The organism is Paraburkholderia sprentiae WSM5005, from assembly GCF_001865575.2.
In the GTDB taxonomy this organism is placed as follows: Bacteria; Pseudomonadota; Gammaproteobacteria; order Burkholderiales; family Burkholderiaceae; genus Paraburkholderia; species Paraburkholderia sprentiae.
In genome coordinates, this window is sequence record NZ_CP017561.2 from 2951907 (window position 1) to 2975190 (window position 23284).

Sequence of the window (23284 nt, forward strand, 5' to 3'; positions counted from 1 at the left end):
CCTCGCGCCGCGCGGCTTTGCGCTTTCCCCTTTTACCCATCCGAGTGCCACGCGCATGGCGCGCGCGGCGCTTGTTATCGACACCGGACACTCACCCTGATGCGTCGCGCGTTGGTTATCGCACCGAACTGGATCGGTGACGCATTGATGGCGCAGCCGCTGTTTGCGCGCCTCGTGAAATTGCATCCGCGCATCGCCATCGACGCGGTCGCGCCCAGCTGGGTCGCCCCCGTGCTCGAACGCATGCCGGAAATCCGCGACGTCTACGCGACCGATCTCGCCCACGGCAAGCTGCAAATGCTGCGCCGCTGGCAGCTCGCGAGCGATCTGCGCGACGTCGGCTACGACGCGGCCTACGTACTGCCGAACTCGTTGAAGTCGGCGTTGATTCCGTGGCTGGCGGGCATTCCGCTGCGCATCGGCTACACCGGCGAGAGTCGCTATGGCGTGCTGAACGTGCGTCACGCGAATCCGCGCAAGGACGCGCGCCCGCCGATGGTCGGCCACTACGCTGCCCTCGCCTACACGCCCGGCGCCAAGGTCCCCGAAGACCTGCCGCTGCCGCGCCTCGACACCGACCTGAACGAGGCGTCGCGCGTGTCGGCGCGCTTCAATCTCGATACGCGCGTGCCGCTGCTGGTGTTCTGCCCCGGCGCCGAGTACGGTCCCGCAAAGCGCTGGCCGCCCGAGCATTTCGCGTCGCTCGCGCAGATGGTCGGCCAGTCGTTCCCGTACACGCAGATCGTCGCGCTCGGTTCGCCGAAAGACGCGCCGCTCGCGCAGGCGATTGCCGAGAAAGCGCCGAACGTGCGCAACCTGTGCGGCCAGACCGCGCTCGGCGAGGCCTGCGCGCTGATCTCGCGGGCCAACGCGGTCGTCACCAACGACTCCGGCCTGATGCATGTCGCCGCCGCGCTGCGCCGCCCGCTCGTGGCCGTCTACGGTTCGACCGATCCGCGCCACACCCCGCCCTTGTCCGAGCTCGCGAAGGTACAATGGCTTCATCTCGAATGCAGCCCCTGTTTTCAGCGCGAGTGCCCGCTCGGTCATCTGAACTGCCTGAAGCAGCTGAGCGCCGAGCAGGTTTTCGGCGATTTGCGCGGCATGCTGCTCGCGCAGCGCTAAGACGACTCGTATTTGCACGCAACACCGCACGCCCCCGAGCGCGTCGCGTCATGTTCGCGCCTTGGGGCGCGGGCAAGCTGACGCCGGGGAGCGATGGTCCGGCGCTCTGGACCGTCCCGCTACCGCAGACCCGCAACCGCGCGCCGCGCACAAGAGACTGACGAGCCATGCCACGTTTTGCCCACATCTTCGAAGCCGCCGCCGATACCCTGAACGCCTACTATCAGGCCGTCGCCGAGGTCAATATCGACAGCTTGATGGGCTTGTGGATCGACGAGGAGTTCGTCAGCTGCATCTGCGCGGACGGCTCGCATCTGCACGGTTTCGACAGCATCCGCAATGGCTTGCAGAGCCAGCTAGAAGCGATGCCGGTGTCGATCGAACCGCTCGACATCCGTGTTTACGACAGCCTGGGCACCGTTGTCTATGCAATTGCCGAAGCGCATCGCCCGGCCGACCCGACCGCCACGCCCGCGATGGTCTTCACCACTTACGTGATGGTCCACGAACGCGGCGAATGGCGCATTGCGCATATTCACGCGAGCGCGATGCCGAACGAGACCGCCAGCCAGTTCGCGACGAAGATGCGGCATGGGCAAGGCTCGCTGCACTGACCCGCGGCACCGCTGCGGAGTCAGATTCACGCTTTTTCGTTTTTTCGCTTTTCCGCCGGTATGAGCTCGACGCCCGATAAACCCGCTTCCCCCGGTACAGCGCCCACCCGCGCGGCGGCCGCCGTCGAGGCAACCGTCGAGCTGCTCTACCGCGCGCCGCTGTGGCTGCCGAACCGGCATGCGCAGACCATCGTCCCGTCGCTGTTCGCGCGCCGCCCCGCGGTATCGTTTCGACGCGAGCGCTGGGACACGCCCGACGGCGATTTCATCGAGCTCGACTGGGTCGCACACGATAGTCCGCCCACCGACGCCGCGCCGCTCTTCGTGCTGTTTCACGGCCTCGAAGGCAGTTCGTCGTCGCATTACGCGGTCGCGCTGATGGCGGCCGCGCGCGAATACGGCTGGCACGGCGTGGTGCCGCACTTTCGCAGCTGCAGCGGTCCGTTGAACCGACTGCCGCGCTTCTATCATCTCGCCGACAGCGACGAGGTCGATTGGATCCTGCGTCGCCTGCGCGCCGCGCATCGCGGGCCAGTGGTCGCGGCGGGCGTGTCGCTCGGCGGCAATGTGCTGCTGCGCTGGCTCGGCGAGCGGCAAGACGATGCGGCGCGGGTGGTAGCGGCCGCCGCCGCGATTTCGACACCGATCGACGTCCATGCGGGCGGACGCGCGCTGTCGCAGGGCTTCGGCCTCGTCTACACACGCAGCTTCCTGAAGACGCTGAAGCAGAAGGCCAACCAGAAGCTCGAGCAGTTCCCCGGCCTGTTCGACCAAGACGCGATGCTCGCGAGCCGCACGATGTACGAGTTCGACAACGTCGTGACCGCGCCGCTGCACGGTTTTCGCAATACCGACGACTACTGGAGCACCGCGACGACCCGGCCGCTGCTGCCGCACATTCAGGTGCCGACACTCGTGCTCAACGCGCGCAACGATCCGTTCCTGCCGGCCGCAGCGCTGCCGTCGCGGCACGAGGTGTCGGCGGCGGTCGAGCTCGATCAGCCTGAGCACGGTGGCCACGCGGGTTTCATGACCGGGCCGTTCCCGGGCCGCATCGACTGGCTGTCGCGGCGCGTGCTCGGCTATCTGGAGCGGCACGTCGATCATGGATGACATCGTTAGACAGGCGCTCGCCAAATGGCCGAACGTGCCGAGTTGCACCGGCTGGCTGATGCTCGACCGGCGCGGCAACTGGCGCATGCGCGACGAAGCGGCCCAGGCGAGCGGCGCGCCTGGCGTTCCGATCCGGCACGAGGCGTTGCTTGGCTTCATCAACCGGAACTACGAGGTCGATGAGCGCGGGCAGTGGTTTTTCCAGAATGGGCCGCAGCGCGTATATGTCGAGCTGGCTTATACGCCGTGGGTGGTCAGGTTGTCCGCGCACGCGGATGGAACGCTCGCGCTGCACGATCAAGGCGGCGGCGCTTTCGAACCGGCGGCGGTGTTCGTCGATGAAGACGGCGGCATTCTGTTCGCCGATCGCTCACAGCCGGCGCGCATCGCGGTGCTGCACGATCATGACCTCGGAATCTTCTCCGATCACGCGACGCTCGCCGACGATGGCTCATTGAGCGGCGCGTTCCGCTGGAGCGCTCAAGTCACACTGCCGCTGCAAAATGTCCGACGCGATCAGGTGGCCGCGCGCTTTGGCTTCGTCGCGAGCCCGGCGGCGCAGGTCTGACGCCGACACCGGCGCGCTCACGTCCTATCCCTTCTCGTCGAGCCGCTCCTCCTTGTAGCGGTTCTCCATCTCGTGCAGGCGCGCGTCGACGGTCGCGAGGTCGTAATAGCCGATCGTCTTCAGGTCGCGCGCGTCTTTCAACTGCCGGATCGCCGATGGCCACGCCCCCTCCAGCGCGAACTTCTCCGCCATCGCGCGATGCTGTGTCAACGCGTCGCCACTGCCCGCGCTCGCCTGCGCGAGATACAGCCACCACGCGGGTTGATCGGGATGCGCCCGGGTTGCCTGCCTCGCTAGCGCCTGCGCGTCGGTGAAACGGTGCAGCGTCAGCAGCGTGCGGATGTGCATGTCGATCGCGGCGTTCGATTGCGCCCAGCGCTTCTGCGCGAACTCGGCGAGACGCGCGGCTTCGTCGGCGCGACCGGCGCACCGCGCGATGTCGGCCGCGAGCACGTCGAGGCTCGGCGACGTGCGCTCGGGCTCGCCTTGCGCGCGCGCGTCCGAGACGAACGTCGCGCGCGCGTTCGTGAGCGAGGCCGCCGCGTCGTCGTAGCGCTCGAGCAGCATCTGCCCGTACGCGATGCCGTACCAGTTCGCCGCGACGTTCAGCGCGGTGCGCTCGTCGATTTCCGCGCGCAGCCGCGCAATCTCGTCCGCATATTCGTTGCGCGAATGGTCCTGCAACAGACGCGAGCGCGCCCGCACGAAGCCGTACTCGGCGTCCTGATGCGGTTGCCGGTACGGCGCGCGGCGCGCGCGGTCCTCCATGTCGGCGATCCGCTCGCCGGTCAGCGGATGCGTGCGCGCATAGGCCGGAATGCCGTTCTCGTTCATCGACGCGCGGTCGAGCCGGTGAAAGAACGTCGGCATCGCATAGGCGTCGTAGCCGGCGCCGGCAAGCAGCAGAAAGCCGACGCGGTCCGCTTCCTGCTCGGCCGATCGCGAGAAGCGCAGCTGGCTGTCGACCGCATACGCCTCGCTGCCGAGCGCGATCGCGCTGCCGAGGTCGCCGCTATGCGCGAGTACGCCCGCCAGCACGCCGAACAGCACGCCGACGAGCGCCGCGTAGCCGCTGCGCTCGCCGTTCGAAATCATCCGCGAGATGTGCCGCTGCAGCACATGCCCCATCTCGTGACCCAGCACCGACGCTAGCTCCGATTCGGTCTGCGTCGCCACGATCAGCCCCGTGTTCACGCCGATGAAACCGCCCGGCAGCGAAAACGCGTTGATCTGCGCGTCGCGCACCGCGAACAGCTCGAAGTCCGGGCGATAGCCGCCGATGTAGAGCGCGCTGGCCGCCGTCGCGAGCTTGGCCGCGACCGAGTTCAGGTAGTCGCGCACGAGCCAGTCGTCGAGATAGTCGGGGTCGCGGCGTATCTCGCGCATCACGCGCTCGCCGAGCTTGCGTTCGGCCTGCGGGGTCAGCGAGCCGGCGCCGCCGCTGCCGAGATCGGGCAATTGCTGTGCGACGATCGGCGCGCGCCAGTCGTTGCTGCCGGCTTTGCCGCCATGGCCGCCGTTACCGCCGCCATTGGAAAAGCGGCCTTGGGCGCCGCCGTAGGTGCCGAACACGCCGCGCGCGATGTCGGGCGGCAGAATCGGATCGGCATGCGCGTCGCTCGGGCCGCCGACGAGCGGTGCCTCGGACGATGTCGTTCCCGGTGCGATCGCCGCACCGCCGGTCGACTGCGCGAATGCGCCCGGCGGTATCGCGAGCGCGACGCAAAGCACTGCAGCGAGGAATCGTTTTGGAGACATCGCGAAGCCGGTTTGACGAAGTCGACAAACGCCGCCCGCGGCCCGGACTAAGATGACGGGCAAGGGCGTCGCAGAACATTACAACGCAAAACGCAGAGCACGACACAGCGCACGTTTTATCAGCCGCCGCGACGATTCGGGGCCGCGCCGCGCTGCTATGATAGGCGCCCTCTGAAGGAGTCAACCATGCCTGACCTCACTCATTTCGATGCGGCCGGTGACGCGCATATGGTGGACGTCGGCGGCAAGCAGGAGACCAGGCGCATCGCGATCGCGCGTGGCTCGATCCGCATGCTACCCGACACTTTCGCGCTGATCCGCGATGGCAACGCCAAAAAGGGCGACGTGATCGGCGTCGCGCGGATCGCAGCGATCCAGGCCTCGAAGCGCACCGCCGATCTGATTCCGCTATGCCATCCGCTCGCGCTGACGCGCGTGAAGGCCGATTTCGAGCTCGACGAGCAGATGCCGGGCGTGCATTGCACGGTTCAGGTCGAGACGTTCGGACGCACGGGCGTCGAAATGGAGGCGCTTACCGCCGTGCAGGTCGGGCTGCTGACCGTGTACGACATGTGCAAGGCGGTGGATCGCGGGATGACCATCACCGATGTGAAGGTGCTAGAAAAGCATGGCGGGAAGTCGGGGGATTGGGTCGCGCAAGCTTGAAGCGCGCTTCGGCAACTATCCGGGTAGCAAAATGACCATCGACCAACTGCTCGAGCAGCTACTGGCGTTTCGCGACGCGCGCGACTGGCGGCAGTTTCACACGCTGCGCAATCTGATCGTCTCCACCGGCATCGAAGCCGGCGAGCTTCTGGAGACGATCCAATGGAAAACCGACGATCAGATCGACGCGCTGCTCGGCGATTCCGCGCAATCGACGAACCTCAGGCACGAGTGCGCCGACGTGTTCATGTATCTGCTGCTGGTCGCCCACACCGCAGGCTTCGACCTCGTCGACGCAGCAGCGGAAAAACTGAAGTTGAACGAAGCGCGCTACCCCGTCGACAAGGCAAAAGGCACGGCCGCGAAGTATTCCGAGCTTTGAACTTCGAGGCGTGGAAGCCTGGCTTGGCGCGAGCATGCCCAAGCCTCCGCGGTCCGATCAATTCTCGTCGCTGCCGTCGTCGGGCGTCGCGTCGGCCGCCGGTGTGCCGTAGCGCTTCACCAACTGCTCCTTGAATCCCGCGAGCGACTTCTGCTCGTCGACGAGTTCATACAGATAGCCGAGCTGCGCCGGCCAGTCCTTCAGTTCCTCGGCGAAGATCCGCAAGCGTTCGACCGTATCGAGCGCCGCCGCGGTATCGCCGGTCAGCGCCTGCAGCACCGCATAGCGACGCAGCACCGTCTCGCCCGGCAACAACGCGATCGCCTGCTTGTGCATCGCGAGCTTGCGTTGCAGGTTCAGCGGATTCATCGGCTGCAGCGTCGCGAGACCGTATTCGCCCCACGCGCCGAACAGGAACGACGGATCGGCGCTGTACTGCTCGGCCGGACGCGCGCCGTAGTACAGCACCTCGGCACGCGCATAGTCGCGATACACCGGATACAGCGCGGCGAGTCCGCCAAACACCACGACCGCGAATGCGCCGAGCGACAGATTCGCTGACACCGTACGCAACGGCCGAGTTTCGAGCAGGCCCAACACGAACATCGCGGGCAACAGGAAGAACATGTACTGCTGCGGATACTCGACGAGCGCATGCATCGTCAGCACGCCGATCAGCGCGATGCCGAATACGCGCGCCGAGCTTTGCGGCGCACGCACGACGCGCACGAGCCATGCGACGAGACCCACCAGCACGATCCCGAGGCCAATCAGACCGGTTTTCGCGAGCAGGTCGACAAAGATGTCGTGCGAGTTGTTGGCAATCTCGACGCCGCCTAGTTGCTTGACGAGCTGGAACTGATAGCTCGGAAATTCGCCCCAGCCGACGCCGAGCAGCGGATGCTGCTTGAACATGGTCCAGCCGTATTTCCACAACGCGAGGCGCGGCGCGATCTGGCCGGCGTCCTGGAAGCGCTCGGCCGCCGACTGACCGAGTTCGAGGTGGTAGCGCACATTGGCCCAGCGGATCAGCGCATTGATCACGAAGAACAGCACCGCAAGCGCGATCGGGACCAGCCATTCACGGTTGCTGCGGCGCAGTTGCGGTTGGTGGCGCGTCTGCGCAAAAGCCATCCAGAAGCCGGCCACGACGATCACACCCATCTGCAGCCACGGACCACGCGACACGGTCAACGCGAGGCCGACCGAGAAAATTGTCGACACCAGCAGCCAGATCGGCACCGCGATGCGGCGCGTCTGCACGAGGTACAGCGCTCCCGCCATCGCGAACGCGATATACGTCGCGAGGTGGTTGGCCTGCGCCATGTTGCCGAACGGCCGGCGCTCGACGGTCACGTTATACGCGACGACGAGCGGAGCCACGCGCGTCTCGAGGTGAAACAGCTGGATCACCTGGCTGAACACCGCGAACAGACCGCCGACGATCAACGCCCCCGCCGCCCAGCGCAACGCGGTCTCGTCGAGCTTCACGCGCGCGAAGCCGTAGCCCGCGTGCACAGCCATCCACGCGGCAAGCAGGAAGCCCGCGCCGAGCCAGTTCATCGACGGCTCCGCGACCGGCAGCACCAGCGTCTGCACGACCAGCACGAGGCCGAACAGTAAAGGCACGAGCGCGACCGTGGGCGACGCGAAGCTCACGCGCGGCCGTGCGGACGCAACCAGCAGCACGACGGCCGCGCCAGTCAGCAGATACAGCGCGAGCGCGGTGAATTCGGCGTAGAAGGTTGGGATCGGATACGTATGGTTGGCAACCGCGTAGGGCAGGATCAACGCAAGTGCCAGCAGTACGAGAGACAGGTAACGCGCGAAAGGGGTGGGCATCGAATCAACGGTGGGCGTCAGCAACCGGCGCACTATACAAAAAATTCGTTGCACTGTGCGCCGGCCCGGCCGAAATAGGCTGAAGTTCAGGCTTTTACGTTGTGGTTTCGACTCATCCGATCAGCGGCCGGCCGCTGTCTCGTCACCGACTTGTTTGACGCTTACGACCGGCATTCGGGCGGCGCCAGATTCGCCGCCAGTGTCGGCGCTTCGATCGGCATCGGCCCCGAGCCCGGCGCCGGCAACGACGACGCGCTCTTGCCGCTCGCAAAGCATTCCCACGTCAGCGCGCCGGTCTGCACCGCGTCCTTGCTCAACGCGACGCGCGCGCTCGGCGCATCCGCGTTGTCCGGCACCGAGGGCACCAGCGTCAGCGTGTTCGCAGCGGCCTGCGCGACGCGCGTCGAGTAGGTGATCGTGATCTGTCCGGTGTCATCGTCAATCTTGATGGACTCGACGTTGCGCGTGGCGGGCGGCGACGCATAACCGCCGCTGAACGCGTTGCCGCTCGCGGCGTTTTCGGCCACCGCGAGCCGCGCCGACGCCGCGAGCGACAAGCCCTCGCCGATCCGGCTGCGCGCCAGATAGTCCTGATATGCGGGAATCGCGTAGGCCGCGATCACGCCGACGATCGCGAGCACGATCATCAGTTCGATCAGCGTGAAGCCGACGCCGAAGCGGCCGCAGATGCGCGCGAACCAGCTCGCGCGCCAGCGTGCGCGGCGCGACGTATGCGCGGATTGAGAGTAAGGGGAATACGGCAGGGTAACGATCATCGGCAGACTCCTGATACGAGAAACGCCTGGCCCGTGGATCGGGAACAGGCGTTTTTATCGTAGCGAGCGAGGCTCGCGCGTCACAGTCAGCCGGATGGCCAGCTTGCGTTCGGACGGCATCAGGGTTTAGACAGCGACACCGTCAGCGCTCCGCTCACACCGCCGCGCGTTTCGCGTGACGACGCTTCAGCAGATAACCGACGACCACGACGAACAGCGCGCCCGCGATACTCATCCCGTACTCGGCGACAGGCGTGTCGAGAACCGGCCAACGGTCGCCGGCTGGGTCGTTGACCATCAGGCCGCCCGCGATCCAGCCAAGCAGACCCGCGCCGAACAGCACAATGCCAGGAAAGCGATCGAGCAGCTTCAGAATCAGCTGGCTGCCCCACACGATCAGCGGAATGCTCACGACGAGGCCGAAGATCACCAGCGCCAGCCGATGCTCGTGCTCCGCGGCTTCGGCTGCGCCCGCGATCGCGATCACGTTGTCGACACTCATCACCGCATCGGCGACGATGATCGTCTTCACCGCCGATATCAGCTTGTCGGCCGGCTTGACGTTCTCATGCCCGTCGTGCGCCGGCGCGAGCAGGCGCACGCCGATCCACAGCAGCAGCAGCCCGCCCGCGAACTTCAGGAACGGCACGTCGAGCAGCGCGACGGCGAACGCGATCAACACGACGCGCAGCACGATCGCGCCGGCGGTCCCCCACACGATGCCGCGCATGCGCTGCGACGACGGCAGGTCCCGGCAGGCGAGCGCGATCACGACTGCGTTATCGCCGCCGAGCAGAATGTCGATGACGATGATCTGAAAGACCGCACCCCAATGGAGGGTGGCGAAGAATTCGAGCATGGAAAAAGAATAAGAAAAATTGCCCGGTCGGATAGCAACCCGGCGCAAGCGCGGACGAAAAAAAACGGAGGAGTCTGCACTCCCCCGCTTTTCGGGACCGCCCGCTCGCGAAAGGATTTCGTAAGCGTATCAAAAATCGCGCGCCTATGGCACGCGAATTCGATTTACAGCATCGCCTTCAGAAGACGCGCCATTTCCGACGGGTTCTTCGTGACCTTGATGCCGCATGCGTCCATGATTTCCAGCTTCGCTTCAGCGGTGTCCGCGCCGCCCGAGATCAGCGCGCCGGCGTGGCCCATGCGCTTACCCGGAGGCGCCGTGACGCCAGCGATGAAGCCAACCACCGGCTTCTTCATGTTGTCCTTGATCCAGTGCGCGGCGTTCGCCTCGTCCGGACCGCCGATTTCGCCGATCATGATGACGGCGTCCGTATCCGGATCGTCGTTGAACATCTGCATCACGTCGATGTGCTTCAGACCGTTGATCGGGTCGCCGCCGATACCGACTGCCGACGACTGGCCGAGGCCGATCGCGGTTAGCTGGCCGACTGCTTCATACGTCAGCGTGCCCGAACGCGACACGACGCCGATGCGGCCCTTGCGATGGATGTGACCCGGCATGATGCCGATCTTCAGCTCGTCCGGCGTGATCGTGCCCGGGCAGTTCGGCCCGAGCAGCAGCGTCTTGCGGTTTTCTGCGCGCATACGGGCCTTGAGCTCGATCATGTCGCGCACGGGGATGCCTTCCGTGATGCAGATTGCGAGATCGAGATCGGCTTCGACGGCTTCCCAGATCGCGGCGGCAGCGCCTGCCGGCGGAACGTAAATCACCGACACGGTCGCGCCCGTTTCAGCCTTGGCTTCAGCGACGCTGGCGTAGATGGGGATGCCTTCGAAATCTTCGCCGGCGCGCTTCGGGTTCACACCCGCGACGTACGCTTCGCGGCCGTTTGCGTATTCACGGCAAGCACGCGTATGGAACTGACCGGTCTTGCCGGTGATGCCCTGCGTGATGACCTTGGTGTCTTTGTTAATCAGAATCGACATATATTGACCTCTGTTCGTTTGGCGTCGCGCGGTAGCGCCACTCGGCGCGATGCTTCACGCCTGTGTCGCTCGCGCGCCGCCACCCGTCAATTTGGCAAATGAGCTGTAAATGCGCCGTGGGCTTTGGCTTACGCCTTGCCCGAAGCAGCCGCGACGACCTTCTGGGCCGCTTCTTCCATGCTGTCCGCCGAGATGATCGGCAGGCCGGATTCAGCGAGCATCTTCTTGCCCAGGTCTTCGTTCGTGCCCTTCATGCGGACCACGAGCGGCACCTTCAGCGACACGGCCTTCGATGCCGCGATCACGCCTTCCGCGATCACGTCGCAGCGCATGATGCCACCGAAGATGTTGACCAGAATCGCGGTCAGGTTCGGGTTCTTCAGCATGATCTTGAACGCTTCCGTGACCTTCTCGGTCGTCGCTCCGCCGCCGACGTCGAGGAAGTTCGCCGGTTCGCCGCCGAACAGCTTGATGGTGTCCATCGTTGCCATGGCGAGGCCAGCGCCGTTCACGAGGCAGCCGATGTTGCCGTCGAGCGAGATGTACGCGAGGTCGAACTTCGACGCTTCGATTTCAGCCGGATCTTCTTCGTCCAGATCACGGTACGCGACGATTTCCGGGTGACGGAACAGCGCGTTCGAGTCGAAGTTGAACTTCGCGTCGAGCGCGATGACCTTGCCGTCGCCGGTCAGGATCAGCGGGTTGATTTCGGCGAGCGATGCGTCGGTTTCCCAGAATGCCTTGTACAGGCCCTGCAGAATCGCGCGAGCTTGCGGGATCGAAGCGTCGGGCACGCCGATCTTCTTCGCGAGGTCGTCGGCTTCCGAGTCCTTCAGGCCGGTCGACGGGTCGACGGCAACCTTGTGGATCAGCTCAGGCGTCTTTTCCGCGACTTCCTCGACGTCCATGCCGCCTTCGCTCGACGCCATCACGACGATCTTCTGCGAAACGCGATCGATCACGAGACCGACATACAGTTCCTTCTTGATGTCAGCGCCTTCTTCGATCAGCAGGCGGTTGACCTTCTGGCCTTCCGGACCGGTCTGGTGCGTGACGAGCTGCATGCCGAGGATCTGGTTCGAGTACTCGCGAACCTGTTCCAGCGACTTGGCGACCTTGACGCCGCCGCCCTTGCCACGGCCACCCGCGTGGATCTGAGCTTTCACGACGCACACCGGGCCGCCCAGCTCTTCAGCGGCCTTGACCGCATCATCCACCGAGAAGACCGGCTTGCCGCGCGGTACCGCGACGCCGAATTTCCGCAGGATTTCCTTACCCTGGTACTCGTGAATCTTCATGCGTGATTCCCTTCAGTCTGAGAGTTGGATTGAACTTCGTTTTCGTTGCCGCCGTTCAGGCCGACGCGTCGCCGCCTGGTTCGCGGGCCGCCGCGTCGTCCGACGACGCCGCGCGTTGCGCCGGACGCGGCGCATGGCCATACCAGCGCGGATGAAACTGCTTCACCGCCTCGCCGTCGAAACGCAGCGCGTGGCAGCGTCCCAGCTGGAATGGCGGTTTGTCGTTGGAATGCTCGCCTGTGCCGCTAGACGATTCGTCTGCCGAACCCGCGTTCGCACCCGGCGTGCCGTGATCGGTGTTCCACACGTCGCCGGCGAACGCCTGGATCGCGGCGGTCGGCAGGATCGCGCACAGCTCGGTGAGATGCGTGCAACCGGCCGTGCCGGCCAGCAAACGGGCAGCATCGCGACGGAAGTTGTGGAACAGATTGAGCCCGATGAGGGCACGGTAGGCGGGATTGCTGGCCTGGCACAACCCTGGATAGGGTACCCAGTCGGACGACGCCTCGGCGTCGACGACGTTGAGCTTGCGATCGATGGTGATGCGAAGCCAGAGTTCATGGATCGGCTGACCATTGGGCCGGATGCCCGACGCAAGCGCCACATCGCGCGGCTTTTCGTCGGTTAGGCACGCTTCCACATCCCACAGGCCATCGGCTCGCTCGTAAGCTTCCGCTCTGATTGCGCGACGGTGGCGCAACTGACGGGACACTGGCGGGGAAAGCGACATGCGGGAGGAAAGGCCGGATTGGAAAACCTTCGGATTTTAGCATAACGGGTATTTGGGACAGCCCCGATTGCGCACGGCCTGGCGCCAGGTTACGGCGCGGCAATTGCCCGGCCGTCGAGGCTGGCGTGCTAGTCGCCATCCCCGATGTCGTCGATACCCTTCAGGATCTTGCCGATCGTCGCGCCGGAGAAGCCGCGCGACGCGAGAAAGCGCGCCTGCTTCGCGCGCTCGGCCGGCGTTTGCGGCAACTGGCCGAACTTCTTGCGCCAGACCGCCTGGGCGCGCGCGAGTTCGGTTTCGCGCAATTGCGCGCTCGCCTCTTCGACGAGCGCCGGATTGAGCGCGTGTTGCTTCAGTTCGCCCAGAATGCGGCTCGTGCCGAGCCGCGATGCGCGCCGATGGATCAGGCTTTCCGCGAAACGCGAGTCGGATAGCCAGTTTTCGGCTTGTAGCGCGTCGAGCACCGTGTCGAGCGAATCGGTTTCCTCTACGTAGGGCTTCAGCTTGTGGGCGAGCTCGGCGCGGCTATATTCGCGGCGCGACAGATAGCCAAGCGCGCGCGCTTTCAGCGAACGCAGCGGGCGTTGAGTTTTTCTGCTGTCGTCTTCGTCGGACTGGCCCGGCTTCGCTTCGCCGGGTTGGCGGCGCGAGCGGGTGTAGGTGACTTCGGAGCGGATGGAGGAATCGAGCCCGGAGGAATCCGGGCTCGACGGCGCTGCAGCGGGGGCCGGCCGCGTACGCTGCGCGTCGCGGCCCGCAGCGCGGTCGTGTGCGTCGAACGGTTCGAACGGATCGAATGGATCGCCGGAATCAGGCGATCCATCCGCCGCATCGCGCGGGCCGTCCGGATAGCGTCCGGAGTCGGACAACGGTCGGCCTTTGCGTATCACGTGATGCTTACTCTTCTTCGCCCGCGACTTCAGCGTCCGCGCCGGTCACGGCGTTCGCCATCGCGGTGACGCCCAGCGACTCGCGGATACGGTTTTCGATTTCCCGAGCGATGTCCGGATTTTCGCGCAGGAATTCACGCGCGTTGTCCTTGCCCTGACCGATCCGCTCGCCGCTGTAGCTGTACCATGCGCCGGCCTTGTCGACGATCTTCGCCTGCACGCCGAGGTCGATGATTTCGCCCTGACGCGAGATGCCCTCGCCGTACAGGATGTCGAAAATCGCTTCACGGAACGGCGGCGCCACCTTGTTCTTGACGACCTTCACGCGGGTTTCGTTGCCGATCACTTCGTCGTTCTTCTTGATCGAGCCGATGCGGCGAATGTCGAGACGCACCGACGCATAGAACTTCAGCGCGTTACCGCCCGTGGTGGTTTCCGGGTTGCCGAACATCACGCCGATCTTCATGCGGATCTGGTTGATGAAGATCACGAGGCAGTTCGTGCGCTTGATCGTGCCGGTCAGCTTGCGCAGCGCCTGCGACATCAGACGCGCCTGCAGACCCGGCAGCGAGTCGCCCATTTCGCCTTCGATTTCCGCCTTAGGTACCAGCGCCGCGACCGAGTCGATCACGATCATGTCGATCGAGCCCGAGCGCACCAGCGCGTCGGCGATTTCGAGCGCCTGTTCGCCGGTGTCCGGCTGCGAGACCAGCAGGTCGGAGACGTTCACGCCGAGCTTGCCCGCGTATTGAATGTCCAGCGCGTGTTCCGCGTCGATGAACGCCGCGGTGCCGCCGAGCTTCTGCATTTCGGCGACGACCTGCAGCGTCAGCGTGGTTTTACCGGACGATTCCGGACCATAGATTTCGACCACCCGGCCACGCGGCAAACCGCCGACGCCCAGTGCGATGTCGAGGCCGAGCGATCCGGTGGAGACCACCTGGATGTCTTCGACTGCCTCACCTGCGCCGAGCCGCATGACCGACCCTTTGCCGAACTGCTTTTCGATCTGCGCGAGCGCGGCAGCCAGTGCCTTGCTCTTTTCAGCAGTCAGTCCAGCCGAGCCTTTCTTGCTTTCTTCCATGAATCGTCCTTTGCTATGATGAACGGCGTCTGAGGCAGGTGTGCGCCCGTGGTTCCACTCAAATTGAATTGAGCGGAGTCTTCAGGACATCACACGGAACGCAGACACTGTATAAAAAAACAGTAGTTTTGGCAAGCGCGATTGTGATGCGAACGCGCATCTTTTACTGTCGCGTCGCCCCAACTACCCACAATAAATGTTCGGAGACCGCTGCGCGCCGGGGCAACCCCAACGGTGCCGGCAAAGCCAGGCTGGCGCATCATGCGAATTCTGATTGCCGAAGATGACAGCATACTCGCGGACGGTCTGGTTCGATCACTCCGCCAATCGGCCTATGCGGTCGATCACGTGAAAAGCGGCGTGGAAGCCGATACCGCGTTGTCAATGCAGACCTTCGATCTATTGATCCTCGATCTGGGCCTGCCGCGCATGTCCGGACTCGAGGTGCTGCGCCGCCTGCGCGCGCGCAATTCGAACCTGCCCGTGCTGATCCTGACCGCCGCCGATAGCGTCGACGAACGCGTCAAAGGCCTCGACCTCGGCGCCGACGATTACATGGCCAAGCCCTTCGCGCTGAACGAACTCGAGGCGCGCGTGCGCGCGCTGACACGGCGCGGCGCAGGCGGCGGCCCGACCGTCGTGCGGCATGGCTCGCTGTCGTTCGATCAGGTGGGCCGCATTGCCTATGTCAACGACCAGGTGATCGATCTGTCCGCGCGCGAGCTCGGTCTGCTCGAAGTGCTGCTGCAACGGATCGGCCGGCTGGTCTCGAAAGAGCAGCTCGTCGACCATCTGTGCGAATGGGGCGAAGAAGTCAGCAACAACGCCATCGAAGTCTACGTGCACCGGCTGCGCAAGAAGATCGAACCGAGCGGCGTGCGCATCATCACCGTGCGCGGACTCGGCTATTGCCTAGAAAAAGCGGCGCCGCCGGCGAATCCGAGCGGGCCCGTCGCCGCCGGCTCCGAGCCGCCAACGGAGCAAACCGCACCACCGCCCGCCGCGCCGTCGTCCGCCGCGATGCCGGCGAGCCACCACTACAAATAGAGGCCCGCCATGTCCGCACGCGCTGAGCGCGCCACGGCGCACGCTGCGGACCTCGACGAGGCGCGCGACGCGCGCTACGCCAATCCGTTCGCCCCGCCCGACGAAACCGAAGCCGCCGCCGAAGCGCGTCCGCGCTCGCTGTTCGGCGAGATTCTCGACTGGATGCTCGCGCCGCTGCTGCTGCTGTGGCCGATGAGCCTCGCGGTCACGTATCTGGTCGCGAAGTCGATCGCGAACGGGCCGTTCGACCGCGCGCTCGAAACCGACGCTTACGTGCTCGCGCGCCAGATCCATCCGGTCAACGGCGTCGCGGAGCTGTCGCTGCCTGAGTCGACGCGCGATTTCCTGCGCGCCGACAATGTCGACAGCGTGTTCTTTCAGGTGCTCGGCACGCGCGGCGAGCTGGTGGCCGGCGAGCGCGACATGCCGCTGCCGCACGAGGAGGATCGCCCGCCACCGGGCCTCGTCGAATTCCGCGACGACGTGCTGCGCGGCAACGACATCCGCGTCGCTTATACGACCGTCGAGTTTCCGCAGACGCCGGGCGCGCAGGCCGTGCTCGTGCAAGTCGCCGAAACGCTCGACAAGCGCAGCCAGCTCGCCAACGACATCATCAAGGGCGTGATCCTGCCGCAGTTCGTGATCCTGCCACTCGCGATCCTGCTCGTGTGGTTCGGGCTGTCGCGCGGGCTCGAGCCGCTGCATGCGCTGCAGGCGCATATCCGCGCGCGCCGGCCGGACGATCTGTCGCCGCTCGAGGCGCGCCGCGCGCCGCCGGAAATCGAGCCGCTCGTCACTTCGTTCAACGATCTGCTCACGCGCCTCGAACAGAACATGGAGTTGCAGAAGCGCTTCATCGCCGACGCCGCGCATCAGATGAAAACGCCGCTCGCCGGGCTGCGCACGCAGGCCGAGCTCGCGCTGCGGCAGGACGCGTCGGCCGAGGTGCATCGCTCGCTCGAACAGATCGCGACGAGTTCCGAGCACGCCGCGCGGCTCGTCACGCAGTTGCTCGCGCTGGCGCGCGCGGAAAACCGTCGGTCGGGACAGATCTTCACGCCGGTCGAACTCGGCGAACTCGCGCGCAGTGCGGTGCGCGAATGGGTGCAGGCCGCGCTCGCGAAGCAGATGGACATCGGCTACGAAGCGCCCGACGAGCCAGTCGAAGTCGCCGGCAATCCGGTCATGCTGCGCGAAATGCTGTCGAACCTGATCGACAATGCGATCCGCTACACGCCGGCGGGCGGCCGCATCACCGTGCGCGTGCGACACGACGCCCCCGCGCGGCGCGTGCATCTGGAAGTCGAGGATACCGGGCTCGGCATTCCGGCCAGCGAGCGTTCGCGCGTGGTCGAGCGGTTCTACCGGATTCTCGGCCGTGAGGGCGACGGCAGCGGCCTCGGTCTGGCGATCGTGCGCGAGATCGCGGCGATGCACGGCGGTGAACTCGCTATCGACGACAACGTCTACCACGCGTCGCCGCGGCTCGCCGGCACGCTCGTGCGTGTCAGCTTGCACGTGCTCGAACGGGGGCAGGACTTACCCTAACGCCGGCTGTTCGGCTGCGAACCGAGAGGGTGAATTTGAGATATTTGCTGGTTAATTGCGCGGAGATCCCGGCGCATTGACGAAAGTTCAGCGCCGGTTCGTGGGTTTACCGAGTGACGGAAGTTCTGGCGTCGAGTCAGAACGCCGTAAGTTTCCACTCCAATAATCGGTTGCACGGGAACGCCTGTGCGCCGGCGGTCCGTGTGTATATCAAATATTGGAGACGACATATGGCTACCGTTGGCGGGCAAATCTCGCACGTGCCGATGACGCGCGATGAGAAGCGGGTGATCTTCGCATCGTCGCTAGGTACGGTTTTCGAGTGGTACGACTTTTATCTGGCCGGCTCGCTGGCGGCCTTCATCAGCAAGAGCTTTTTCTCCGGCGTCAATCCGACTGCGGCGTTCATCTTCACGCTCCTCAGCTTCGCGGCGGGCTTCGCGGTGCGGCCGTTCGGCGCGATCGTGTTCGGCCGGCTCGGCGACATGGTCGGGCGCAAGTACACGTTTCTCATCACGATCATCATCATGGGTCTGTCGACGTTCCTCGTCGGCTTTCTGCCCGGCTATGCGGCGATCGGCATCGCTTCGCCGGTGATCTTCATCGCGATGCGCCTGCTGCAGGGTCTCGCGCTCGGCGGCGAGTACGGCGGCGCCGCGACCTACGTGGCCGAACACGCGCCGGCGGGACGCCGCGGCTTCTACACCGCGTGGATCCAGACCACCGCGACGCTCGGCCTGTTCCTGTCGCTGCTCGTGATTCTCGGCGTGCGCACGACGATGGGTGAAGCTACGTTCGGCGCCTGGGGCTGGCGCATTCCGTTCATCGCGTCGATCCTGCTGCTCGCGGTGTCGGTGTGGATTCGTCTGCAACTGCACGAGTCACCGGTGTTCGCGCGCATCAAGGCCGAGGGCAAGACCTCGAAGGCGCCGCTCTCCGAAGCGTTCGGCCAGTGGAAGAACCTGAAGGTCGTGATCCTCGCGCTGGTCGGACTGACGGCCGGCCAGGCCGTGGTCTGGTACACGGGCCAGTTCTATACGCTGTTCTTCCTCACGCAGACACTGAAGGTCGACGGCACCATCGCCAACATCATGATCGCGCTCTCGCTGCTGATCGGCACGCCGTTCTTTCTGTTCTTCGGCTCGCTGTCGGATCGCATCGGCCGCAAGCCGATCATCATGGCCGGCCTGCTGATCGCCGCGCTCACGTATTTCCCGCTGTTCAAGGCGCTCACGCACTACACGAACCCGGCGCTCGAAGCGGCGACCGCGAAGTCGCCGATTGTCGTGATCGCCGACCCGGCCGAGTGCTCGTTCCAGTTCAACCCGGTGGGCACCGCGAAGTTCACGAGCTCGTGCGACATCGCGAAGGGCGCGCTGTCGCGAGCCGGCCTGAACTATGAGAACGTCGCGGCACCGGCCGGCACGATCGCGCAGATCCGCGTGGGCGATACGGTCGTCAACACATTCGACGGCCGCGCCGCCAACGCGAAGGAGCAAGGCAAGACGTTCGAGAAGACGCTCGCCGCCACGCTGAAGGCCGCCGGCTACCCGCCGAAGGCCGATCCGGCGCAGATCAACTGGCCGATGACCATCGTGATCCTGACGATCCTCGTGATCTACGTGACGATGGTCTACGGGCCGATCGCGGCGATGCTGGTCGAGATGTTCCCGACGCGCATCCGTTATACGTCGATGTCGCTGCCGTATCACATCGGCAATGGCTGGTTCGGCGGTTTCCTGCCCGCGACCGCGTTCGCGATCGTCGCGGCGAAAGGCAACATCTATTCGGGGCTCTGGTATCCGATCGTGATCGCGTTGGCCACGTTCGTGATCGGCATGCTGTTCGTGCGCGAGACCAAGGACTCGGACATCTACGCGAAGGATTGAGTGGACGAACGGTCTGGGCCACCTGAAAAAGAGGCGCACCGGGGTTGACAGCCTTCGGCTGCGCCAGCATAATCTCGCTTCTTTCGGCGAATTAGCTCAGTCGGTTAGAGCGACGGAATCATAATCCGCAGGTCCGGGGTTCGAGTCCCTGATTCGCCACCAGCTTCAAGAAAAAGCCGCTGTCCCACAAGGACAGCGGCTTTTTTGTTTTGGCTTCGCGCTACCTTGGCAATCGCCTCTGCTTCGCCCGAATCAAGTGCACACCCTGACACACATCAGTGCACACCCTGCCCGCTAGCGGGCAAAACTTCCCCTTCCCCGCAGAGAACCCACGACTAGCGCAAGCGATCCAGGCTGGCACGCTTCCCGCTTTAAAGAGCGCGCAAGGAGCCGGCGCAACCTCCGGTTCGACAAACAATCTGGAAATGGACGGCTAGGGTTCCGGCCTGCTTCGCGCAGGCGCTGGTCCGAGAGCTGTCGACCTCAGGCGAGGTTACACGGCGGGATAAAAGCCCGGGAGAGAACGCGATGTTTGCGCTGCTCCCTGCCGTCGCTAACCGTCCCCTCCGAGGTCAACCCATGTTCAAGCTCGTTCGCTGTCTTGGCATTGCCGCCGTCTCCCTCGCCACCTTCGCCTCGAGCCCCACGTTCGCCGCGGGCCGCAACGACTTCAAGGTTTGCTGGACCATCTACGCCGGCTGGATGCCTTGGGGTGAGGCGAAAACCCAGGGCATCGTGTCCAAATGGGCCAAGAAGTACGGCATCAATGTCGATGTCGTGCAACTGAACGACTACGTCGAGTCCATCAATCAGTACACGGCCGGCAAGTTCGATGGCTGCGCGATGACCAACATGGATGCGCTCACGATTCCCGCCTCCGGCGGCGTGGATTCGACGGCCCTGATCGTCAGCGACTATTCGAACGGCAACGACGGCGTGCTGATGAAGGGCAAAGGCAAGCAGATCGCCGACCTGAAAGGACAGCAGGTCAATCTCGTGCAGTTCTCCGTCTCCCACTACCTGCTCGCACGCGCGCTCGAAAGCGCGCATATGAGCGAGCGCGACCTCAAGGTCGTGAACACCTCGGATGCCGACATCTCCGGCGCATTCGCGACCCCCACGGTTCACAACGCGGTCACCTGGAATCCGATGCTCGCCGACCTGAAGTCGCAGCCGAACGTCAGCGAAGTGTTCGACTCCAGCAAGATTCCCGGCGAAATCATGGACATGATGGTCGTCAACACGAAGACGTTGCAGCAGAACCCCGCCCTCGGCAAAGCGCTGACCGGCGCATGGTTCGAAATGATCGCGCTGATGCACACCGACTCCGCGGCCAGCACGTCCGCGCTGACCGCAATGGCGAAGGCCTCGGGCACCGACCTCGCCAACTTCAAGGGCCAACTGTCGACGACCGCCCTATTCTATTCGCCGCAAGCCGCGCTCGACTTCGTCACGAGCCCCGACATGCCGAAGATCATGACGCGCGTCGCGAAGTTCTCTTTCGATCACGGCCTGCTCGGCCAGGACGCGAAGAGCGCGGACGCGGTCGGCATGGCGTTCGACAAGGGCGTCGTGGTCGGCAACAGGAACAACGTCAAGCTGCGCTTCGATCCGTCCTACGTCGCGATGGCGGCCGCGGGCAAGCTCTGAGAGGAACCTTCCAGGCTCTCGCTGCGAGCTCGCATGCCGGGCTCCCATTCCAGGTTGTCAACCAGGCGCTCACCATGCGACTCATCAATCGACATCCGAGTCGAATCGGCGGCTTGATGCTGCTCCTGCTGCCGTTCGTCGTGCTGTTCGCGGTCTACTTCACCAGCTCCTCGACACGGCTCTCGCTCAACCCCGATGACAAGCTGCTGCCGAGCGCCGCGCAAATGAGCGACGCGGTGAAACTGGCCGCGTTCACGGAGGACAAGCGCACCGGCGAGTACCTGTTGTGGACCGACACGCTGTCGAGCTTGCGGCGGCTCGGCATCGGCCTCGTCGTCAGTGCCGCGATCGCACTGGTCGCCGCGATCGCGACCGGTTCGTTGCCGCTCGTCGGCGCGACGCTCTCGCCATTCATCACCGTGATCTCGATGGTGCCGCCGCTAGCGGTGCTGCCGATTCTGTTCATCGTGTTCGGGCTCGATGAGTTGTCGAAGGTCGTGTTGATCGTCGTCGGCATCACGCCGGTGATCATTCGCGATCTGCATGCTCGCGCCCGCGAGATTCCGGTCGAGCTGTGGGTCAAGGCGCAGACGCTCGGCGCCACCAGCTGGACGCTGATTCTGCGTCTGGTGCTGCCGCAACTGCTGCCGCGTCTGCTGGTGGCGACGCGTCTGTCTCTGGGCGCGGCGTGGCTGTTTCTGATCGCCGCTGAAGCGATCGCGTCGACCGATGGCCTCGGCTATCGCATCTTTCTCGTGCGCCGCTATCTGTCGATGGACCTGATCCTGCCGTACGTCGCGTGGATCACGCTGCTCGCATGGCTCACCGACGAACTGCTACGCCGGATCACCCAGTGGTGCTTCCCTTGGTACGGAGGCGCACGATGATCGAAGTCCGCAACGTATGGAAAGAGTATGGCGACCAGGTGGTGCTCGAGCGTTTGAGTCTGACCGTCAACGAAGGCGAGTTCTGTTCGATGGTCGGTGCATCGGGCTGCGGCAAGTCGACGTTTCTGCGACTGCTGCTAGGCCAGGAACGCGTAACGCGCGGCGACATCCTGCTGGACGGCAAGCCGCTGCCCGCCGAACCGGACAGACATCGCGGCGTCGTGTTTCAACGCTATTCCGTGTTCGACCATCTGAGCGTGCTGCGCAACGTGATGTTGGGGCTCGAACTTCCACGAGCAAAGTTCACCGGCCGGCTATTCGGTGCCCGCCGGCTGCTGGCGCGAGACGAGGCAGTGGCCATGCTGGAACGCGTGGGCCTCGGCGCGGCCTTGAACAAGTTTCCGCAGCAACTCTCGGGCGGCATGCAGCAACGCCTCGCCATCGCACAGGCGCTGACGATGAAGCCTCGTGTGCTGCTACTCGACGAACCGTTCGGCGCGCTCGACCCCGGCATTCGCAAGGACATGCACGTGCTGCTCTCCGAGCTGTGGCGCGAATCGAAGCTCACGATCTTCATGGTCACGCATGACCTGAAAGAAGGCTTCACGCTGGGAAGCCGCGTGCTGGTTTTCGACAAGGTGCGAATCGATCCGCAAGCGCCAGGCGCGTATGGCGCGCGCATCACCTACAACATTCCGCTCGACCGCAGCCGCGATTCCGTGTCCGCCGTGCATATCGCCGAGGCGGCCGTGCGAGGCGCATCGCATATCGAACTGGTCTCCGACTGAAGGACACAGGTATGACCTTACTGTTTGAAGAAACCATCCCGGGCGGCGGTCATACGTCGCTGATCGTCAAGCGCGGTCAAATGCTGCGCATGACCGACCTGCGCGGCGGCGCGAACGTCAGCGTGATGATGGTCAACGCGGCGGAAAAAAGCGAACGGCTCAATCTGCCGGATTCGTTGAAGTGCCAGCACACGGCCAGGCTCACCGCGGGTCACTGCCTGTACTCCGACATGGGCCGCGTGCTTGCCGCAATCGTCGCGGATACCTGCGGCTGGCACGACAGCATCGGCGGTGTGTCGAACGCCGACGAGGTTCGCGAACGATACGGCGCGGGCCGCTATCAGGAACTGCGCAACGCGTTCTATCGCAACGGCACGGACAACCTGCTCGTCGAAATGAGCAAGTGGGGGCTCGGCATCACCGACCTGCTGATGACGCTCAATCTGTTCAGCCGTGTCGAGGTCAGCGACGATGGACTGCTCAACTTCGTTCCAGGCAACTCGCAGGCGAACGACTACGTCGAGCTATACGCGCCGATGAACACCCTCGTGGTACTCACCGCGATCCAGCACCCGCTCGACCCGCACCCCGAGTACGCGCCCCGGCCTGTGAAGCTCGAGCTGAGCGACGCGCGCCCCGATGTCGCCGAAGTTTGCCGCACCGCATGCGAAGAGAACGTACGCGGTTTCATCAATACTGAACGCTTCTTTCTTTGAGCGAAGGC

The 23284-nt window shown here is 64.7% G+C and carries 22 protein-coding genes, 1 tRNA gene and 1 riboswitch; of the genes, 14 read left to right on the top strand and 9 right to left on the bottom strand.

The features are described 5' to 3' along the window. The first annotated feature begins 99 nt into the window (after positions 1–99). The 4 genes from waaF to BJG93_RS13395 all read left to right on the top strand — a co-directional run bounded on the left by waaF (position 100) and on the right by BJG93_RS13395 (position 3420). A complete protein-coding gene (gene waaF / locus BJG93_RS13380) occupies positions 100–1125 on the top strand; it encodes a lipopolysaccharide heptosyltransferase II (RefSeq protein WP_027198749.1) in 1026 nt (341 codons plus the stop codon). 167 nt (positions 1126–1292) lie between these two features. Next, positions 1293–1739, top strand: coding sequence for a nuclear transport factor 2 family protein (locus tag BJG93_RS13385; RefSeq protein WP_027198750.1), 447 nt, complete (start codon positions 1293–1295; stop codon positions 1737–1739). A gap of 60 nt (positions 1740–1799) precedes the next feature. Continuing rightward, a complete protein-coding gene (locus BJG93_RS13390) occupies positions 1800–2852 on the top strand; it encodes a hydrolase (protein ID WP_027198751.1) in 1053 nt (350 codons plus the stop codon). After that, the gene (locus BJG93_RS13395) at positions 2845–3420 is read left to right on the top strand and encodes a DUF2946 family protein (protein ID WP_027198752.1); all 576 of its coding nucleotides are present in this window, start codon (positions 2845–2847) and stop codon (positions 3418–3420) included. The genes BJG93_RS13390 and BJG93_RS13395 overlap by 8 nt, the downstream gene beginning before the upstream one ends. Before the next feature lie 24 nt (positions 3421–3444). Here the strand turns inward: BJG93_RS13395 and BJG93_RS13400 are convergent, their stop codons facing one another. Further along, positions 3445–5178 carry a M48 family metalloprotease gene (locus BJG93_RS13400; RefSeq protein WP_027198753.1) on the bottom strand — a complete coding sequence of 578 codons (1734 nt, stop codon included), beginning with the start codon at positions 5176–5178 and terminating at the stop codon, positions 3445–3447. Between the two features lie 186 nt (positions 5179–5364). On the opposite strand from BJG93_RS13400, the gene moaC reads away from it, so the two are divergent. Together moaC and BJG93_RS13410 are read left to right on the top strand one after the other, a co-directional pair. Beyond that, positions 5365–5844 (top strand): cyclic pyranopterin monophosphate synthase MoaC, encoded by a 480-nt coding sequence (gene moaC / locus BJG93_RS13405; protein WP_027198754.1) that lies wholly within the window; start codon positions 5365–5367, stop codon positions 5842–5844. Positions 5845–5875: 31 nt separating this feature from the next. Next, complete coding sequence (locus tag BJG93_RS13410) at positions 5876–6226, top strand: nucleotide pyrophosphohydrolase (protein WP_027198755.1); 351 nt, start codon at positions 5876–5878, stop codon at positions 6224–6226. Between the two features lie 57 nt (positions 6227–6283). Here BJG93_RS13410 and BJG93_RS13415 read toward each other — a convergent pair whose 3' ends face one another. The 8 genes from BJG93_RS13415 to recA all read right to left on the bottom strand — a co-directional run bounded on the left by BJG93_RS13415 (position 6284) and on the right by recA (position 14751). After that, positions 6284–8068, bottom strand: coding sequence for a PglL family O-oligosaccharyltransferase (locus BJG93_RS13415; RefSeq protein ID WP_027198756.1), 1785 nt, complete (start codon positions 8066–8068; stop codon positions 6284–6286). A 161-nt stretch (positions 8069–8229) separates the two neighbouring features. Next, positions 8230–8844 carry a pilin gene (locus tag BJG93_RS13420; RefSeq protein ID WP_027198757.1) on the bottom strand — a complete coding sequence of 205 codons (615 nt, stop codon included), beginning with the start codon at positions 8842–8844 and terminating at the stop codon, positions 8230–8232. Positions 8845–8998: 154 nt separating this feature from the next. Next, a complete protein-coding gene (locus BJG93_RS13425; RefSeq protein ID WP_027198758.1) occupies positions 8999–9703 on the bottom strand; it encodes a TerC family protein in 705 nt (234 codons plus the stop codon). A gap of 164 nt (positions 9704–9867) precedes the next feature. Next, entirely contained in the window at positions 9868–10749 is an 882-nt protein-coding gene (gene sucD, locus BJG93_RS13430) for a succinate--CoA ligase subunit alpha (protein WP_027198759.1), read from the bottom strand. A 128-nt stretch (positions 10750–10877) separates the two neighbouring features. Further along, positions 10878–12047: an ADP-forming succinate--CoA ligase subunit beta gene (gene sucC / locus BJG93_RS13435; RefSeq protein WP_027198760.1), complete on the bottom strand. Its 1170-nt coding sequence runs from the start codon at positions 12045–12047 to the stop codon at positions 10878–10880. 55 nt (positions 12048–12102) lie between these two features. Next, on the bottom strand, positions 12103–12777 hold the full coding sequence (locus BJG93_RS13440; RefSeq protein ID WP_027198761.1) for a DUF2889 domain-containing protein: 675 nt from the start codon (positions 12775–12777) through the stop codon (positions 12103–12105). A 128-nt stretch (positions 12778–12905) separates the two neighbouring features. Continuing rightward, entirely contained in the window at positions 12906–13667 is a 762-nt protein-coding gene (recX, locus tag BJG93_RS13445) for a recombination regulator RecX (RefSeq protein WP_027198762.1), read from the bottom strand. Between the two features lie 7 nt (positions 13668–13674). Then, positions 13675–14751, bottom strand: coding sequence for a recombinase RecA (gene recA / locus BJG93_RS13450; RefSeq protein ID WP_027198763.1), 1077 nt, complete (start codon positions 14749–14751; stop codon positions 13675–13677). Between the two features lie 261 nt (positions 14752–15012). On the opposite strand from recA, the gene BJG93_RS13455 reads away from it, so the two are divergent. The 8 genes from BJG93_RS13455 (at position 15013) to BJG93_RS13490 (ending at position 23276) form a co-directional block, all read left to right on the top strand. Next, positions 15013–15798 (top strand): response regulator transcription factor, encoded by a 786-nt coding sequence (locus BJG93_RS13455; RefSeq protein WP_027198764.1) that lies wholly within the window; start codon positions 15013–15015, stop codon positions 15796–15798. A gap of 9 nt (positions 15799–15807) precedes the next feature. Then, positions 15808–17346 (top strand): sensor histidine kinase, encoded by a 1539-nt coding sequence (locus tag BJG93_RS13460; protein WP_027198765.1) that lies wholly within the window; start codon positions 15808–15810, stop codon positions 17344–17346. 230 nt (positions 17347–17576) lie between these two features. After that, positions 17577–19235, top strand: coding sequence for an MFS transporter (locus tag BJG93_RS13465; protein WP_027198766.1), 1659 nt, complete (start codon positions 17577–17579; stop codon positions 19233–19235). Positions 19236–19320: 85 nt separating this feature from the next. Next, positions 19321–19397, top strand: a tRNA-Met gene (locus tag BJG93_RS13470). A gap of 260 nt (positions 19398–19657) precedes the next feature. Beyond that, positions 19658–19757, top strand: a riboswitch (guanidine-I (ykkC/yxkD leader). Positions 19758–19814: 57 nt separating this feature from the next. Further along, entirely contained in the window at positions 19815–20885 is a 1071-nt protein-coding gene (locus BJG93_RS13475) for a putative urea ABC transporter substrate-binding protein (protein WP_027198767.1), read from the top strand. Positions 20886–20959: 74 nt separating this feature from the next. Beyond that, positions 20960–21772 (top strand): ABC transporter permease, encoded by an 813-nt coding sequence (locus BJG93_RS13480; RefSeq protein WP_027198768.1) that lies wholly within the window; start codon positions 20960–20962, stop codon positions 21770–21772. Next, a complete protein-coding gene (locus tag BJG93_RS13485; RefSeq protein ID WP_027198769.1) occupies positions 21769–22560 on the top strand; it encodes an ABC transporter ATP-binding protein in 792 nt (263 codons plus the stop codon). Before BJG93_RS13480 ends, BJG93_RS13485 begins: the two co-directional genes overlap by 4 nt. Positions 22561–22571: 11 nt before the next feature. Then, positions 22572–23276: an urea amidolyase associated protein UAAP1 gene (locus BJG93_RS13490; protein WP_027198770.1), complete on the top strand. Its 705-nt coding sequence runs from the start codon at positions 22572–22574 to the stop codon at positions 23274–23276. Positions 23277–23284: the final 8 nt, after the last annotated feature.